Genomic DNA, 17205 nt, shown 5'->3' on the forward strand with positions numbered 1-17205 from the left:
CGTCTCCGCGTGGATGCCGGCGACCTCACTCTCCGGCACGCCCCAGTGCGCGGCGACGTCACCCAGGTCCGGACCGTCGTAGCGCACCGGGATCTCCACGACCGCACGCGCGCGTGGGGGAGTGGGCGGCAGCTCGGTGGCGGTGAGTTCGGCGGCCAGCCGGGCGGGGTCGTCGAGGCCGTCGAGGAGGACCGTGCGGGCCGCGGGCACGATCTCGCGTGCGGAGAGCGATCCCTCCGCGCGGCGCCGCAGCAGCTCCGCGTGCAGGGCCTGGGCCTCGTCGTCCGAGGAGACCTCGACGAGCAGGGCGTCCTCGCCGACGGACAGCACCTTCATGCGAAGGCCTCCACCCGGACCCCCGAGGCCTCCAGCCGCTCGCGCACCCGGCGGGCCAGCTCCACCGCGCCCGGGGTGTCGCCGTGCAGGCACAGCGAACGGGCGCGGACCCCGATGCGCGTCCCCGAGCGGGAGACGACCTCGCCGGAACGGGCCAGGCCCAGGGAGCGTTCCACGACGGCGTCCGGGTCGGTGACCACGGCGCCCTCCCGGGTGCGCGGCACCAGGGTGCCCTCGTCGGTGTACGCCCGGTCAGCGAACGCCTCGGTGACGACCGGCAGCCCGGACTTCCCGGCAAGCGTCAGCAGGCGCGAGCCGGGCAGTCCGAGCACGGGCAGCGCGGCGTCCGCGAGGAGCACGCCGTCGACGACCGCGGCGGCCTGCTCCTCGTCGTGCACGACCCGGTTGTAGAGCGCGCCGTGCGGCTTCACGTAGGCCACACGGGCACCGGCCGCGCGGGCGAAGACCTCCAGCGCGCCGATCTGGTAGGCGACTTCGGCCGCCAGCTCGGCGGGCGGCACGTCCATCGCGCGCCGCCCGAACCCGGCCAGGTCCCGGTAGGACACCTGGGCGCCGATGCGGACCCCGCGCTCGGCCGCCAGCTCGCACACCCGGCGCATCGTGACCGCGTCCCCGGCGTGGAAACCGCACGCCACGTTGGCGCTGGTGACGACGGACAGCAGCCGTTCGTCGTCGGTGAGCCGCCAGCGGCCGAAGCCCTCGCCGAGGTCGGCGTTCAGGTCGATCGAGGTCATGTGCCGTGTCTCCTGTCAGGCCACGCGGTACTGCTCGTCGCGGGCGTCGGTGAGGAACATCTGCCCCGGGGCATGCGTGAGGGCGAACGGCGGCCGCGAGGCCATCACGGCCGCCTGCGGGGTCACTCCACAGGCCCAGAAGACCGGGATGTCGTCCGGCTCGGCGTCCACCGGGTCCCCGAAGTCGGGGCGGCCGAGGTGGGCGATGCCGAGCCCGGAGGGATCGCCGCAGTGCACGGGGCTGCCGTGCACCGCGGGCATGAGGCTGCTCTCCCGGATCGCCGCCGCCAGCTGCCGGGGCGGCACCGGCCGCATGGACACCACCAGCGGCCCGTGCAGCCGCCCCGCCGGGCGGCACTGCCGGCTCGTCACGTACATCGGGACGTTGCGGCCCTGCTCGACGTGGCGGATCGGCACGCCGGCCTCTCCCAGCGCCCACTCGAAGGTGAAGCTGCACCCGATGAGGAACGACACCAGGTCCTCCCGCCAGTACGCGCGCACGTCCGTCGGTTCGTCCACCAGCTCGCCGTCCCGCCACACCCGGTAGCGCGGCAGGTCGGTGCGCAGGTCCGCGCCGTCGGCCAGCACGGTCGTCCAGGAGCCGGCGTCCGTGACGTCGAGGACCGGGCAGGGCTTGGGGTTGCGCTGGCAGAACAGCAGCATGTCGTAGGCCCAGTCGGCGGGCACCGAGATCAGGTTGACCTGGGTGTGGCCCGCCGCGACCCCCGCCGTGGGGCCCGTGAGGCCCTCCCGGAAGCGAGCCCGGGCCGTTGCGGGGCTCCACGCGCGCGCGTGCTCGTCCACGAGGAGCAGGGGGCGGTCCTCGGTGCCGGTGTGGTTCACGCGAGCTCCTTCCCGCGCGTCTCGGGCAGCCCGAGCAGCGCCAGCGCCGCGATGCCGTAGCCGATCGCGCCGAAGACCAGTGCGCCGCCGACGCCCCAGCTGTCGGCCAGGAACCCGACCGTCGTCGGGAACACGGCACCCACCGCTCGGCCGGTGTTGTACGTGAAGCCCTGCCCCGTCCCGCGCACCGCCGTCGGGTACAGCTCGCTCAGGTAGGAGCCGAAGCCGCTGAAGATCGCCGACATGCAGAACCCGAGCGGGAAACCGAGCACCAGGAGCAGGGTGTTGGCGCCGCTGGGGATGTTCGCGTACGCCAGGATGCACAGCGCCGACAGCAGGGCGAAGAGCCAGATGTTGCGCCGCCGCCCCAGCTTGTCGGTGAGGTAGCCGCCGGTCAGGTAGCCGATGAAGGCGCCCGAGATGAGGAACGTCAGATAGCCGCCGGTGCCGACGACCGACAGGTCGCGCTCGGACTTCAGATACGTCGGCACCCAGGTGGCCAGCGTGTAGTAGCCGCCCTGGACTCCGGTCGAGAGCAGTACCGCGAAGAGGGTGATCCGCAGCAGGCCGGGCTTGAAGATCGCCGTGAAGGAGCCCTTCTCCGCGCTCTGTTCACGCGCCGCGGCGGCCTCGGGGGCGTCGTGCACACTGCGCCGCAGCCAGATGACGAGCAGCGCCGGCAGCGCGCCGGTCCAGAACATGATGCGCCAGGCCAGGTCGTCGCCGGCCACCGAGAAGATGACGGTGTAGGCGATCACGGCCATGCCCCAGCCCACCGCCCAGGAGCTCTGGATCGCCCCGAGCGTCCGGCCCCGGTGCTTGGCGCTCGCGTACTCGGCGACCAGGATCGCGCCGACCGCCCACTCGCCGCCGAAGCCGAGGCCCTGGAGGGCGCGGAAGACCAGCAGGGTCTCGTAGTTGGGCGCGAAACCGCAGGCGACGGTGAACACCGCGTAGGTGATCACCGTGACCATCAGCGCCTTCACTCGGCCGACACGGTCCGCCAGGACGCCCGCGAGGGCGCCGCCGACCGCGGAGACCACCAGGGTGACCGTGGTGAAGAGACCGGTCTGGCCGCTGTTCAGGCCGAAGTAGGCGGACAGCGCGACCATGCTCAGCGGCAGCGTGAAGTAGTCGTACGAGTCCAGCGCATAGCCGCCGAAGGCACCGGCGAACGCGCGGCGGCCACGCGGGCCCAGGGCGCGCAGCCAGCCGAACGCCCCGTCGTCCGAGGTGCGTTCGGGGCTCGCGGGGCGTGTGTCGTCGGTCAGGGCCTGCGGTGGAGGGGTCGAGCTCATGGGCACCTCGCAGAGGGAGGACGGAGGGTGCTTCGGGGTGAGCCGTGCCGTGCGGAAGCGGTCGGGGCCGCGATGGGGGAAGCGACGCCGTGCGTAGCACCGTAGAGGATTGTTCAACGATCCCTCAATACCCATGTTGGTTCGTTCTTGGGATCTGCGATTGAATTCCGGCATGGCAGAGCAGCTGAAGGACCTCGCCGACGACCGGGCCCTCCTGGGGCGCACCAGCACCGCGGAGCGGGTCTCGGACATCCTCAGGAGCAGGATCGCCGAGGGCTACTTCCCGCCCGGCACCCGCCTGTCGGAGGACAGCATCGGCGGCGCGCTCGGCGTCTCGCGCAACACGCTGCGCGAGGCGTTCCGGCTGCTCACGCACGAGCGCCTGCTCGTCCACGAGCTGAACCGGGGGGTCTTCGTCCGGGTCCTGACCGTCGAGGACGTCGAGGACATCTACCGCACCCGGCGGCTCGTCGAGTGCGCCGTCGTCCGTGGCCTGGGCGAGCCGCCCTACGGCCTGGACGGGCTCGCCGGGGCGGTCGCGGAGGGGCGGACGGCGGCCCGGGAAGGTGACTGGAAGGGAGTGGGTACGGCCAACATCCACTTCCACCGGGAACTGGTAGCCCTCGCCGCGAGCGAGCGCACCGCCGAGCTGATGCGGAGCGTCTTCGCCGAACTGCGGCTGGCCTTCCATGTAGTGGACGAGCCGCAGCGGTTGCACGAGCCGTACATTGCGCGAAATGTCGCGATTCTTGAGGCCCTTCAGGGCGGGGACCGCGAGAAGGCCGAGCGTCTGCTCGCGGGCTACCTCGACGACTCTCTGGAGCGGGTCGTCGAGGTGTACCGCCGACGCGTCGGTGAGGACGGCTGAGGAGCCGCACCGCGTCGTTTGGGCCGATGTCAGACCCAGGACCTAGTCTGTGCACCGTGACTTCGCCTGCATCGACGGACAGCGTTCCGCCCCAGCTCAGCGCGGGGCCGCGCCCCGCCCCGGGGCCGGCCGCCGACGAGGGCCTGGCGCGGCGCCTGCGCGCGCTCGCCTGCACAGCGCCGCTGCACGACCTGGACGCGCGCAAGGCCAACCTGGCCGGCGAGTACTCGGTGTACGGCATGGCGGAGGTCGCCCTCGCGGCCATCGACCTGGTCACCCTGAACATGGACTTCGACACGGGCGCGGACCACGACCAGATCGTCGCCCGCCTCATCCCGCGCATCGCCGCCCAGGCCGCGCAGCGCCCCGCCGGCGAGCACGAGCGGGTGGCCCGCTGGGTCCTGGAGAACCTGATCAACGTCGGCAGCGTCGACCGCGGATTCCGCGCCGTGTACGGAACGTTCAACGCGGACGGCACGTATGTCCGCCGCGACTACGACTTCAAGCTGATCGAGGAGGTCCCCGGCCCCGGCGGCACGGTCTACCTCCGCACGACGGACGAGGCGGTCAACGTCCTCGTCGGCGCCCTCGACACGGACGTCACCAGCGCGCAGATCGCCGCCGAGGTCAAGCTGGAGATCCTGATCAGCCGCGGCCGGCTCGCCGACGCCCAGCTCGCCGCCGAACAGGCCCGCTACCGGACCGTGCAGTACTCCGAGACCCTGCGCCGCGCCCTGGACGCGACCCGGCGCAACGTGCGCGCGGTGGACTGGCTCTCCGCCGTGCCAGACATGATCGCCGAGGCCCTGGAACACGTCGCCGACCGCTACCGCCACGAGAACGCGATCCTCACCAACATCCGCAAGGCCCGTGACGAGTCCGAGGACCCCGAGCACAAGCGCCGCACCGCCGAGCTCGTCGACATCGTCAAGGACTGCATCCGCCGGCATACCCAGCTCCAGTCCCGGCTGCTGGAGGCCGGACCGCTGTTCCGCGCAGAACAGGACCGGCAGGCCTTCGCCACGCCCCTGACGACATCGGGCATAGACCTCTACGGGCATCTCGTCTCGCCCGTGCTGCCGCTGCCGCTGGAGCAGGCCGTCCGCGTCACCGACGCCTTCTTCGGCCGCGGCACCGGGCTGCGCACGCCCGTGTCCGTCCGGGTCGGGGACCTGGTCGACATACTGCTGACGCCGCCGGTGGAGCGCGAGCACCTGGGTGCGGAGATGCCCGAGCCCGATCTGATCGCCACGCCGGACGACAGCCGGTTCAGCGAGGAACAGCTGGCGGCGGCGCAGGAGCTGCTCGACCTGCCGGCGGACGCGCCGCGCCGGTTGTCCGGGCTGCTGGCCGAGGCCCGGCGGCAGGACCCCGAGCTGCCGTACCTGGTGGCCCTGCTGGCGGTGCACGCCGCCAGCCCGCCGGTCGGCACGGCCTATCGCCAGGGCGAGCAGAAGCTGCTGTTCGCCGTGGACGACGGGACCGAGCTCGACGACCCGGAGTTCGGCGGCGCGGATCTGATCGTCGGCACCGCGCTGCTGGACGCGGCGGGGATGGCGGCGGACCGGACGGAAGCAGCATGAGTCAGTACGAGTGGCACAAGGAGTCCCGACCGTGAGCGAGCATGTCGAGTGGAGCGAGCCGGACGGACCGGCCCCCGCGGCCGGAGCCGCCGTCACTCCCGCCGACGCCGCCGACGCGGCTCGGCTCGTGTCGTTCGGCCTGCAGCCCAAGCTGCAGCCCGCCCGCGACCCGGAGTACGCGGACCTGCTGCGGCGCTACCGCGAGGACCCGCCCTTCGCGCGGCTCGCGGACGCCGTGGCGACCGGGCTCGGGCTGATCGTGCTGGAGGTCTCCCCCCGCGCCGGCATGGCCGTGACCGCCGCCGAGGACTCGGTGTTCGCCGTCCGCATGGGCGACTACGCGCGTCGTACGTCCGCCGACGGCGGCGACCGGTTCCTGCACGGGCTCGCCCATCTCGCCGTCGCCGCGATGGCGTTCCCGCGCCCCGAGGACCTCGCCGACGACGGCTACATCGGCCGGATCACGGTCAACGGCGTCGACGCCTTCGTCCGCCAGGCCTGCCGCCGGCTGGAGGAGCGCGCCGAGGAGCAGGGCGAGAACACCGACCCGGCGACCGACGCGCCCGGCCTGGAGGCCGCCTGGCGGATCTGGGTACGGCGCAGTGCGACCGGCGCCACCAAGGACGCCCGCCGCCTGGCCGGTTCGACCACCGGCATCGTCGCCAAGGCCGCCGCGTTCCTCACCGAATCCGGGTTCCTGCAGCGCACCGGAGACGACCACGGCGGCACGTACCGCACGACCGCCCGCTACCAGCTCCAGGTCCGCGACATGGCCGGCAGCGCCGCCATGGCCGAGCTGCTGGACCTGGGCGTCGTCCCGGTCACCGACGGCACGCCGACGCTGCTGCCCGCCGAGGAGAGCGACGACCTGGAGCTGGTCGCCGACGCCGGGCTGCCGTTCCACTCCTCCTGAACTCCCCCCACCTCACGAAGACTTACGAGAGTCCGCCATGTACGAGCTGTCCCGGGTCCGCCTCTACTCGATCGGGCCCGCCGGTGCGCGCTACGCCGACACCGTGCTTGACCTGCGCGGTGTGGGCGAGATCGTGCCCGACCCCGCGCCCGCCCAGGCGGAGTTCTTCGAGGAGGAGCCGGTCGGCCCGCCGCGCCGGCCCGCGCCCGCGGGCGTGCTCTTCCTGGAGAACGGCGGCGGCAAGTCGGTGCTGCTCAAGCTGATCTTCTCCGTGATGCTGCCGGGCCACCGCAACACCCTCGGCGGCGCCAGCTCCGGCGTGCTGCGCAAGTTCCTGCTCGCCGACGACTGCGGGCACGTCGCGCTGGAGTGGCAGCACGTGCTGACCGGCGAGTGCGTCGTCGTCGGCAAGGTCAGCGAGTGGCGCGGGCGGCAGGTCTCCAACGACCCGCGGAAGTTCGCCGAGGCCTGGTACTCCTTCCGGCCCGGCCCCGGACTGAGCCTGGACGGCCTCCCCGTGGCGGAGGCCACCGCCGTACGGGCCCCGGCCGAGGGCCAGTCCAGTGCGCGCGGACGGCGCCGCACCATGAAGGGCTTCCGTGACGCCCTGACGGAGGCGGGCAAGAACTACCCGCACCTGGAGGTGCACTGGGAGGAGATCCACGACCGCTGGATCGAGCACCTCGGCGACCTCGGCCTCGACCCCGAACTCTTCCGCTACCAGCGCGAGATGAACGCCGACGAAGGTGAGGCGGCCGGTCTCTTCGCCGTCAAGAAGGACGCCGACTTCACCGACCTGCTGCTGCGTGCCGTGACCGACACCCGCGACACCGACGGGCTCGCCGACCTGGTCAGCGGCTTCGGCAACAAGCTGGGCCGGCGCGCCGAGCTGATCGCCGAACGCGACTTCACCGCCGGGTCCGTCGACCTCCTCGGACGGATCGTCGAGGCCGCCGAGGCCCGCTCACGCGCCCGTGACATCCATACCGCGGCCGAGCGCCGGACCCGGACCCTGGCCCGCAGGCTGTCCGCGCGCGGTGTGCGGGAGCGAGGCCGGGCCGCCGACCTGGCCCAGCGGGTCACCGCCGCGGCGTACGCCGTCACACACGCCGAGGCGGCCCGCGAGCGCAGCGCGCTGATCTCCGCCGAACTCGCCTACCGGCACGCCTCGCTGGCGCTGGCCGGCGCCGAGAAGTCCGCCGCCGCGCAGAAGCGCGAGCTCGCCGACGCCCGCACCCTGTACTCGGCGTGGCAGGCCGCCGAGGCCGTGCTGCGTCACCGCGCCGCCTCCGACCGCGTCACCCGCGTGTCCGCCGCGATCCAGGAGGCCGAGCGGGACGCCGCGCCGGCGCTGGCCGCCCGCTCCAAGGCCGCCGTCGACCTCGTACGCGCCCTGCACGCAGCCGCGGAGAAGGCCGAGAGCCACGCCGACGAGGAGGAGGAGCGCTCCGCCGCCCTCCAGGCAGTCAGCGACGCGGCCTACCGGGACTCCACCGCCGCCGCCACCCAGGCACAACGCGCCCGCAGCGAGATCGGGCACCTCAAGCAGCGCCTCGCCGAGGTCGAGCAGGAGACCGCCGAGGCGGTACGGGCCGGCTGGCTCGACGACTCCGCGCCCGACGCCGACCCGGCCCGCGCGGCCCTCGCCGCCAGCGACGCCGAGAAGAGTGCCGTCGCAGCCTGGGACGCGGCCCGTGAGGCGTCCCGCCGGGCCACTGAGCAGGCGCGCGAAGCCGCTGCCACCGAGAGCCGCGCGGAACTCACCGCGGCCCGCGCCGCCGACGCCGCCACGGCGGCGGAGCGGTCGTACGAGGCCGAGCGCCGCACCGCCGAGGCGCTGGCGGGGGAGGAGCGGCTGGCGGAACTGCTCAGCCTCACCCCGCAGACCCGCCCGGGCATCCCGCAGCCCCGGCACGGCACGGACGGCGAGCCGGCCGCGCGGCCGGCCGCCGGCGAACAGGGCCTCGCCCCCGAGGAACTCGACCGCTTCGCCGACGACCTGCGCGACCTGCTCGACAACGCCGTCTCCTCCGCCGAGCGGCAGCTGTTCGAGCTGCGTACGGCCGCCGCCGACGACTCCCGGATCCTCGGCGCGCTCGGTGACGGCGGGCTGCTGCCGCCCGGCCCGGACGTGCTGGCCACGGTCGAGTTCCTCGGCGAGCACGGCATCCCCGCGCTGCCCGGCTGGCGCTATCTCGCCCAGGCCGTCGACCCGGCCGACCACGCGCGCGTGCTGGCCGCCCGGCCCGAACTCGTCGACGGCGTGATCATCACCGACCCGGACTCCCACGCCCGCGCCCGGGAAGCCCTGGGCGACGCGGCACTGCTGCCCCGCTCCGCCGTGGCGGTCGGCACCGCCGCCGCCCTGCTCGCCCCGACCCCCGCCCCGGACACCGACAGCGGCGACGTGTTCCTCGTGCCGCCGAACCCGGCCATGCACGACGAGCACGCCGCCGACGAGGAGCGGCAGGCGCTGCGCGCCCGGGCCACCGAGCGGGACGAGGAGATCCGCACGCTCGCCGCCCGGCTCGGCAAGGACCGCGAACTGGCCGCCCGGCTCGCCTCCTGGCGCACCGGCTGCCCCGCCGGCCGGCTGACCGAACTGGCCCGGGCCGCCCACGACACCCACGAGTTCGCCGAGGAGTCGGAGGCCGAACTGGCCGAGGCCCGGACCCTGCGGGCCGAGGCCGACGAGGTCGCCACCGAGGCCGCGCGCGTCCGCGACGAGCGGCAGGAGGCCGCCCAGAAGGCCCGCCGCTCCGCCGACGCCCTCGCCGGGCTCGCCTTCCGGCTGCGCGAGCGGGCCGGCTGGCAGGTCAAGCTGCGCGAACTGGCCGACGAGGCGGCCGAGTCCGAGGCGAGCGCCCAGGCCTGCCTGGAGCGTGCCCGGGCCGCCGACGAGGACCGGCGTGCCGCCCAGCGCGCCGCCGACGACACCCGCCGCACCGCCCGCACGCTGCGCGCCGAGCGCTCCGAGATCGCCGGCGCCCCCGACGACGTGCCCGAGGACGAGAACCAGACCCCCAAGGCCTCCCTGCCCGCCCTGCGCGAGGCCTACCGGGCCGCGTCCCAGGTGTACGAGAAGGTCGGCGTCGGCGCCGACCTGCGCGCCGAGCAGGCCCGTGCCGAGAGCGACGAGAGCGCGGCCCGCGCGGAGCTGGACCGGCTGAGCAACAAGGTCCGTACGCGCGCGGAGCAGCTCCTCGAATCACCCGACGGCTCCGACGGCCCCAGCCGCCAGGCCGCCGCCGCCCGCGCCGAGGAGCTGGTGCAGCTCCTGGAGACCCGCATGTCGACCGCGAGCGAGCAGCTTGGTCGGCTGCGCGGCGAAGCCGAACGGCTCGCCCCCGCCGACGACGGCGAGGCCCACACCGACCTCCCCGAGGACATCCGGCCCCGCGACGCCGAACACGCCCAGACCCTGCTGCGCACCGCCACTGCCGAACTCGCCTCCCACACCGAGGCGCTGAACCAGGCACGCGAGGCGCACGCCGAACTCCTCGACGCCCACCGTGCCGCCGAGGACGCGGCGAGCGGCTTCGACGAGATCGCCGCCATGCTCCGCGACCTGCTGCGCGAGCACGCCACCGAGGAGGAGCAGGAGGAGACGGAGCCGTACCCCGGCAGCCCGGAGGAGGCCCGGCAGACGGCCGCCGAGGCCCGGCGCTCGCTGCGCGGCTGCGCCGCCGACCTGTCCGCCGCCGAGGCCGCCGTCCGCGAGGCGAGCGACATCCTCGTCCGGCACGCCAACTCCACACGCTACGAGCAGGTCCGCACCCCGGCCCGCCAGCAGATCCGCGAACTGCCCGCCGCCGCGCTGCCCGAGCACGCCCAGAAGTGGGCGGACGCCTTCGCGCCCCGGCTGCGCGTCCTGACCGACGAACTGGAGCAGCTGGAGCGCAACCGCGACTCGATCGTGGACCGGCTGCGCGGCCTGGTCGAGTCGGCCCTGGCCACCCTGCGCTCCGCCCAGCGGCTCTCGCGGCTGCCGGAGGGCCTCGGCGAGTGGTCGGGGCAGGAGTTCCTCCGCATCCGCTTCGAGGAGCCCGACCAGGCCACGCTCACGGAGCGGCTCGGCGAGGTCATCGACGAGGCGACCCGGGCCGCCGTCAAGAAGAACTCCGACCTGCGCCGGGACGGCATGTCCCTGCTGCTGCGGGGCGTCGCCGCGGCGCTGCAGCCCAAGGGCGTCGCCGTCGAGATCCTCAAGCCGGACGCCGTGCTGCGCGCCGAGCGCGTCCCCGTCGGGCAGATGGGCGACGTCTTCTCCGGCGGGCAGCTCCTCACCGCCGCCATCGCCCTCTACTGCACGATGGCCGCGCTGCGCTCCAACGACCGGGGCCGCGACAAGCACCGGCACGCCGGCACGCTCTTCCTGGACAACCCCATCGGCCGCGCCAACGCCACGTACCTGCTGGAACTCCAGCGGGCGGTGTCGGACGCCCTGGGCGTGCAGCTCCTGTACACCACGGGCCTGTTCGACACCACCGCGCTGGCCGAGTTCCCCCTCGTCATCCGCATGCGCAACGACGCCGACCTGAGGGCCGGCCTCAAGTACATCAGCGTCGAGGAACACCTCCGCCCGGGCCTGCCGCAACAGCCCCAGTCGGGGGAGGCGGTCCACAGCGAGATCACGGCGACCAGGATGTACAAACGCCCCGCGTCGGCAACGCCCTAGGAGCGCGGGGAACCGCGCGACCGGCCACGACGGTCCTCAGTCGGCCGCCGGGGCCGCGACGGGAGCGGTGGCCGAAGCCTCGGAACGGTGCTCGGCGAGCACCCCGGTCCGGTGCCGCTGGACGAACCAGTAGTAGGCGAAACCGCCGCCCGCGATGACGGCGACGAACAGCACCGCGCCCCAGCGCAGGTACCAGTGGTAGGGAGCAGAGGCGTTGTAGACAGCGGCCCGCGGCCAGATCAAGTTGAGCGTCATGGCCGCGCCCCACAGGACCGCGAGGATGTTGACCGGCAGGCCCCAGCGGCCCAGGGAGAACCGGCCCTCGCCCGCGGGCTGCCACTTCCCGCGCAGCCGCGCGACCAGCAGCGGCACCGTGACCCCCAGGTAGGCGAGGTAGATCATGATGATGCCGATGCTGGTGACGACGGTGAAGATCTGCGGCTGGCGGATGTTGACCACCAGGATCGCCAGCGCCAGGATCCCGATGATCACGGTCGGCAGGACCGGCGTCTGGAACCGCGGGTGGCACCTGGCCAGTTTCGAGGACGCCGGCAGGTTGTTGTCGCGGGCCATCGCGAACGCCAGCCGGACCGCCGCCGTGTGGACCGCCAGGGCGCACACCGTCACCGCGATGAGCACGCACCACAGCATCGCCTTGCCTGCCGTCGGGCCGAGCACGTCCAGCACGATGTACTGAAGGCCGTCCGTGGACAGCTTGTCGCCCTTCAGGCTGGACACGCTCATCAGCGCGAGGAGCAGGATGAGGCCGCCGAGGATGAAGGAGGCCACGATCGCCCGGATGATGGCGCGCGGCGCGTTGCGGGTCGGGTCCAGGGACTCCTCACCGAGCGATGCGGCCGTGTCGAAGCCGTACATGACGTACGCCGAGGCGAGCGAGGCCACCAGGAAGGCGCCCAGGTAGCCGTTTCCGTAACTCGCGCCGGTACCGTGCGTCTCCATGACGACCTGCGGACCGCGCGTGATGTGGACCGCGAAGAGGATGATCAGTACGACGGTGGCGATCAACTCGATGAACACGCCCGCCGTGTTGATCCGTGCCATCAACTTGACGCCGAAGGCGTTCACGAGGGTCGTAAACAGGATCAACACCGCGGCCAGGATGACCGCGTTGGTCGCCACGTCGTAGGTACCGGTGCCGTCCCCCACGAACTGGAAGAACGACGAGATCTGCGGCAGCGTCAGCTGGTAGGCCAGCGCGACGGCCGATATGGACACGATCGAGGCGATCAGCATCATCCAGCCGGCGAGCCAGCCCAGATGCGGATTGCCTATCTTCTTCGACCAGTTGTACACGGAGCCCGCCACGGGATAGCGGGCGGCGAGCTCCGCGAAACACAAAGCCACCATGAACTGGCCGACGAAGACCATCGGCCACGACCACCAGTAGGCGGGGCCGCCGCTGCCGTAGCCGAAGTAGAACAGCTGGAAGGTGCCGGTCAAAATCGAGATGTAGCTGATCCCCGCGGCGAAGGTGTGGAAGTTGCCGAGGGTGCGCTTGAGCTCGGGTCTGTAGCCGAACTCGGTGAGTTCGGCGTCGTCCCGGCCGTGGGGGTCGGTCGACTCTGCGGTTGGTCTCATGGGCGGTTCCTCAATGGGTGTCTCGGGGTCGGGATTCGATCAGTCGAACCAACCCTGGGGGGTGGGGCGGGTGTTGCGCCAGACGTATTTCGTCTCGCGGCACTCGGTGAGCCCGCGGGGCCCGAGTTCGCGTCCGAAGCCGGACTGCTTGAACCGCCCCAACGCGCCGAGCACCTGGACGTCCACCACCCAGCAGCCGAGAGTCGCCGTGACCAACCTGCTCGCCGGACACACCGCCGAGACGGCAGTCGCGGTGCCTACTTCTGGTCCGGCCAGTACGGCGCCCGCCTCCAGTTCGCCGGCCGACGCCGGGACGGCGACACCGTCCGCATCACGGGGGCGAACTCTCCGACGGTGCACCGGCCGAGCGCGGTTTCCCGGTACGAGCGGGACGGCCGTACGACGGCTGTCCTCACCGTGGACCGACCACGCCCTTTCATGCGGGCGAGGCGGGAACTCGCGCGGGACGCGGGGGAGGGGCAGACGCAGCCCGCTCCCACGGTGAGAAGGCGCCGGTCGGATCCGGGCCCGGTGGCCGGTCTCGGACCCGGCCGCCTCGGCCCGGCACCTGCCGCCTGTCTCACGAGTGGGACAACTGCTCGGCTCCACCCCGCCGACGTGTCCGGGCCGCCTGTCTCACGAGTGGGACAACTGCCCGGCTCCACCCCGCCGGCGTATCCGCTCCTGCGTCCGCTCGGCCGCACGCTCCTGCCGCCGGGTCCGCCGCCGCTCGCGCCGCAGGGCCCGCGCCGTGCTGCTCGGCACGGACACCACGCCGTTGCGCTGGTTCCAGACCTGGCGGGTCACCCACACGTCGAGCGCTCCCCAGGTGGCCGCGATCGTGCTGACCACACTGCTGATCACCATGGGAAATGCCAGCCAGGACCCGGCCATCGTGCACAGGAAGGCCACCATGGCCTGGATCAGGGTCACGGCTATGAGGAGGACCGCTCGTACAGCCGCCGTCCGCACCGGATCCGGCAAGCGGCGCCGCCGCGCGGGCTCCTCGACCCACAGGGGCCGGTAGTACTGCCGCTGCCGAGAGTCGCGACCCGCCTCGCGATTCAGAACCCCCGTCTCCTGTCCCGAAGGCTCCGCGACGCCCTCGGAGATGTCGCGATCGGTTGCATCGATGCCCTGATGCCCCGTCAGCTGCGCCCCATCAGCCCTGGACGCACCGCGCCGTTCCGCCGTGCCCATCACCGTGTCACTCCCCACCGCCAGCAGACCGCTCGCTCGCATCCGAAGACCCGTGCTCCCCAGTGGCTGCCCGGCTTGCGCTGTTTTACGCCGCCCAGGTGCGGGACGCGGCTCCTGTGGCCGATTCCGCCCCCGTTTCCCGTAGAGAAGGACGAACGGCCGCTCATGAAGATTCCCGGAAACCGAAAAATTTCAGCCAACCGCCTACGAGTCGCTCGGGGGTTGACCCACGCCGCCACCACCGGTTTCGGGGAGACAACTCCCGCAATGCCCGGACAACTCGCCACGCCTCGTGGCTGGCGCGGAAGTTCAGGTTCCGGACCGGCTTTCGAGTTCCCTGTGGGTCGGTAGTAGGCTCGCGCCGTTTGTTGACGCACATGTGTACCCCCGGTAGCCGGGGGCCCGAGCTGGGGGAGGCCATGCGCTTTCGCGGGAAGTCCATCCGCCGGAAGATCGTGGCGCTGCTTCTCGTGCCGCTGGTGTCCCTGACCGCGATCTGGACCTTCGCCACCGTGCTCACGGGACGTGAGGCGAGCGACCTCTTCAACGTGTCGTCCGTGGTGGAGGAGATCGGCTACCCCATCGAGGACACCGTCCGTGTCCTCCAGGAAGAACGCCGCCAGACCCTCGTCTACCTCGCCGACCCCCGCGCGTCCGACGGCCTCGCCGCGCTCCGGCGCAGCCGGTCCGCCACCGACAAGGCCGTCAGCGGCATCCGCGAGAACGCCCGGAAACCGGACGTGCGTGACGCGATGGGCGCGGACACCGACGAACGGCTGACCGCCGTCCTGGACGGCTTCGACGGCATCGAGTCGCTGCGCCGCAGCGTCGAGGACGGCACCGTCAACCGCACCCAGGCCCTCGACCTCTACAACCGGCTCGTCGACCCCTGCTACGTCCTCCTCGCCAACCTGCACGTGGTCGACAACATCGAACTGGACAAGCAGTACCGCGCGCTGGTCAATCTCGCCCGCGCCCGCGAACTGCTCTCCCGCGAGGACGCCCTGCTCGGCTCCGCCCTGATCGTCGGCAGGATCTCCCACTCCGAAGAGCGGGACATCTCCGACCTGGTGGCCCAGCGCACCCTGATGTACGACGTCAACCTGCCGCTGCTGCCCGTTGCGGAGCGCGACCGCTACCAGAGCTTCTGGAAGAACGCCTCCTCCGCCCCCTTGCGCGTGGCCGAGGAAGCCGCCGTCTCCTCCGGCGCCGGAACCCCCCGCGGCGTCTCCGCGAAGAGCTGGGACAGCGCCGCCGGCAACGTGCTCGACGAGCTCGGCACCCTCAACGACCAGGCCAACGACCGCTACCAGGACCGCGTCCACCCCGTGGCCGTCGGCGTCATCGCCAAGGCGGTCATCGCCGGGGCCCTCGGCCTGATCGCGCTCCTGCTCTCCCTCTTCCTTTCCGTACGCGTCGGCCGCACCCTCATCCGCGATCTGCGGCAGCTGCGCCTGGAGGCCCACGAGGCGTCCGGAGTGCGCCTGCCCAGCGTCATGCGCCGCCTCTCCGCGGGCGAGCAGGTCGACGTCGAGACCGAGGTGCCGCGCCTCGAATACGACAAGAACGAGATGGGAGAGGTCGGCCAGGCCCTCAACACCCTGCAGCGCGCGGCCGTCGAAGCCGCCGTCAAGCAGGCCGAGTTGCGCGCCGGCGTCTCCGAGGTCTTCGTCAACCTCGCGCGCCGCAGCCAGGTCCTCCTGCACAAGCAGCTCACCCTCCTCGACGCCATGGAGCGCCGGACCGAGGACACCGAGGAACTCGCAGACCTGTTCCGCCTCGACCACCTCACCACGCGCATGCGCCGGCACGCCGAGGGCCTCGTGATCCTCTCCGGCGCCGCGCCCTCCCGTCAGTGGCGCAAGCCCGTACAGCTCATGGACGTCGTACGCGCCGCCGTCGCCGAGGTCGAGGACTACGAGCGCATCGAGGTCCGCCGCCTTCCCCGGAACGCCATCACCGGCCCGGCCGTCGCCGACCTCACGCACCTCGTGGCCGAACTCCTGGAGAACGCCACGGTCTTCTCGCCGCCGCACACCGCCGTCCAGGTTCTGGGCGAGCGTGTCGCCAACGGCTTCACCCTGGAGATCCACGACCGTGGCCTCGGCATGGCCGCAGAGGCGCTCCTGGACGCCAACCTCCGGCTCGCCGAGACGCCGGAGTTCGAGCTCTCCGACACCGACCGGCTCGGCCTGTTCGTGGTCAGCCGACTCGCCCAGCGCCAGAACGTCAGGGTCTCCCTGCAGCCCTCCCCGTACGGCGGCACGACCGCCGTGGTCTTCATCCCCGACACGCTGCTCACCGACGACGTCCCGGACACCAACGGCATCGGGTTCCGTCTCGACCGCCCCCAGCTGGCCCCGGAGAACGCGCCACAGGACAGCCGCCGCGCCGCGCTGTCCCACGCGCCCGCGCAGCGCCCCGGCCTGCCCGCCGCCCTGCTGGACGGCCCGGTCGAGCTGGAGGCCCCCGTCGACCTGGACCCCATCGGAGACTTCCCGGGCGCCATCGAGGACGAGGACAGCGAACACGGCGGTCTGTTCCGCCCCCGCCACTCCCTCACCCGCGATCCGGGTGAGAGCGCCGGCCGCCGCACCGATCCGCGCCGGCAGCCCGCGGACCCCCGCAGCACGGCGGACCCGACCGACAGCGACGAGGAGCTGGGCGCCCCGGTCGCGCTGCCCCGCCGCCACACCCCCAAGCTGGTCAGCTCGCACGGGCGCCCGGTGACCGAGCAGCGCCCCCGGCGGGGCAGGACGGACGAGGAGACGACCCCCGCCACCGGCCGAACGGATGCGAGCACCACCTCGGCGCTCCCGTCACGACCCCGGGGCGAGGAGCCCGCGCCCGGCCGGTCGGGACCCGACCCCGCGTCCGCGCTTCCGGCCCGGCGCCGCACCGAGAGTCCCTCGACCGGCAGCCGTCGTGGCGACGCCCTGCCGGACGCACCGCCGCCGCTGCCTGCCCGCCGTCGCGGGACTGATGCGGGCCGTCGTGGCATCGGCGCGGTCGGCCGCACCGAGGACCACGCGGAGTCCCCCGCCTCACCCGGCGGCGCCGCCGCCGACCGGTCGGAGCCGTCCGCACTCCCCAGGCGGACCCGCCGCGCGGAGATCGCCTCGAGCGGCCCGG

At 72.9% G+C, this 17205-nt stretch carries 11 protein-coding genes and 1 pseudogene; 6 read left to right on the plus strand and 6 right to left on the minus strand.

From position 1 onward, the window contains the following. The 4 genes from ABT116_RS28760 to ABT116_RS28775 form a co-directional block, all read right to left on the minus strand. Positions 1–336, minus strand: a 336-nt coding sequence (locus tag ABT116_RS28760) for a carboxyltransferase domain-containing protein (RefSeq protein WP_351639797.1), incomplete at its 3' end; no start/stop codon positions are given. Continuing rightward, positions 333–1091, minus strand: coding sequence for a LamB/YcsF family protein (locus ABT116_RS28765; protein ID WP_351639799.1), 759 nt, complete (start codon positions 1089–1091; stop codon positions 333–335). The genes ABT116_RS28765 and ABT116_RS28760, both read right to left, overlap by 4 nt. Before the next feature lie 15 nt (positions 1092–1106). Further along, positions 1107–1934: a putative hydro-lyase gene (locus tag ABT116_RS28770; RefSeq protein ID WP_351639802.1), complete on the minus strand. Its 828-nt coding sequence runs from the start codon at positions 1932–1934 to the stop codon at positions 1107–1109. After that, positions 1931–3232 (minus strand): MFS transporter, encoded by a 1302-nt coding sequence (locus ABT116_RS28775; protein ID WP_351639804.1) that lies wholly within the window; start codon positions 3230–3232, stop codon positions 1931–1933. Before ABT116_RS28775 ends, ABT116_RS28770 begins: the two co-directional genes overlap by 4 nt. Before the next feature lie 172 nt (positions 3233–3404). On the opposite strand from ABT116_RS28775, the gene ABT116_RS28780 reads away from it, so the two are divergent. From ABT116_RS28780 to ABT116_RS28795, 4 genes are read left to right on the plus strand one after another with little or no spacing between them, the layout of a single operon-like run. Beyond that, the gene (locus tag ABT116_RS28780; RefSeq protein ID WP_351639807.1) at positions 3405–4100 is read left to right on the plus strand and encodes a GntR family transcriptional regulator; all 696 of its coding nucleotides are present in this window, start codon (positions 3405–3407) and stop codon (positions 4098–4100) included. Between the two features lie 56 nt (positions 4101–4156). Then, positions 4157–5683, plus strand: coding sequence for a hypothetical protein (locus tag ABT116_RS28785; RefSeq protein WP_351639810.1), 1527 nt, complete (start codon positions 4157–4159; stop codon positions 5681–5683). Between the two features lie 31 nt (positions 5684–5714). Next, positions 5715–6596, plus strand: coding sequence for a hypothetical protein (locus ABT116_RS28790; protein WP_351639815.1), 882 nt, complete (start codon positions 5715–5717; stop codon positions 6594–6596). Positions 6597–6633: 37 nt separating this feature from the next. Then, a complete protein-coding gene (locus ABT116_RS28795) occupies positions 6634–11274 on the plus strand; it encodes a hypothetical protein (protein ID WP_351639820.1) in 4641 nt (1546 codons plus the stop codon). A 36-nt stretch (positions 11275–11310) separates the two neighbouring features. On the opposite strand, the gene ABT116_RS28800 is transcribed toward ABT116_RS28795, so the two are convergent. After that, positions 11311–12873 (minus strand): APC family permease, encoded by a 1563-nt coding sequence (locus ABT116_RS28800; protein WP_351639822.1) that lies wholly within the window; start codon positions 12871–12873, stop codon positions 11311–11313. On the opposite strand from ABT116_RS28800, the pseudogene ABT116_RS50950 reads away from it, so the two are divergent. Next, a pseudogene (locus ABT116_RS50950) lies at positions 12841–13284 on the plus strand (hypothetical protein); the annotation flags it as partial. The gene ABT116_RS28800 and the pseudogene ABT116_RS50950 sit on opposite strands and share 33 nt — an antisense overlap. 225 nt (positions 13285–13509) lie before the next feature. Here ABT116_RS50950 and ABT116_RS28810 read toward each other — a convergent pair. Next, positions 13510–14073 carry a hypothetical protein gene (locus ABT116_RS28810; RefSeq protein WP_502983957.1) on the minus strand — a complete coding sequence of 188 codons (564 nt, stop codon included), beginning with the start codon at positions 14071–14073 and terminating at the stop codon, positions 13510–13512. Between the two features lie 419 nt (positions 14074–14492). On the opposite strand from ABT116_RS28810, the gene ABT116_RS28815 reads away from it, so the two are divergent. Further along, on the plus strand, positions 14493–17205 hold a 2713-nt coding region (locus ABT116_RS28815; RefSeq protein WP_351639827.1), incomplete at its 3' end, for a sensor histidine kinase.

The organism is Streptomyces sp. NPDC002130 (assembly GCF_040296465.1).
Lineage (GTDB): Bacteria > Actinomycetota > Actinomycetes > Streptomycetales > Streptomycetaceae > Streptomyces.